1 tRNA gene is annotated in these 280 nt (G+C 47.5%); it reads left to right on the top strand.

The window, feature by feature from the left end:
• The first annotated feature begins 207 nt into the window (after positions 1 to 207).
• Positions 208 to 280: transfer RNA gene (locus tag EO120_RS09115), tRNA-Ala, on the top strand.

The following is a 280-nucleotide window of genomic DNA, read 5'->3' as shown; positions in this document are numbered from 1 at the left end:
GCCTATAGCTCAGCTGGTTAGAGCGCACGCCTGATAAGCGTGAGGTCGGTGGTTCGAGTCCACCTAGGCCCACCAGTTGGCTCATATAACTTGAAATACACATTCGTGTAGAGTACAGACACTAAGAGCTAATTATTAGGTGAAACTTATAAAAGACAGCGATATTTTACGGAATAGGATTGTCGAAACTTAAGTGAAACCAATTATGGGGGCGTAGCTCAGTTGGGAGAGCACCTGCCTTGCAAGCAGGGGGTCAGGAGTTCGAATCTCCTCGTCTCCA

Origin of the sequence: Veillonella caviae (genome assembly GCF_003992125.1) — a bacterium.
Lineage (GTDB): Bacteria > Bacillota > Negativicutes > Veillonellales > Veillonellaceae > Veillonella > Veillonella caviae.
Note: the sequence above shows the minus strand (reverse complement) of the source record. Positions and strands in the feature narration are given on the sequence as shown.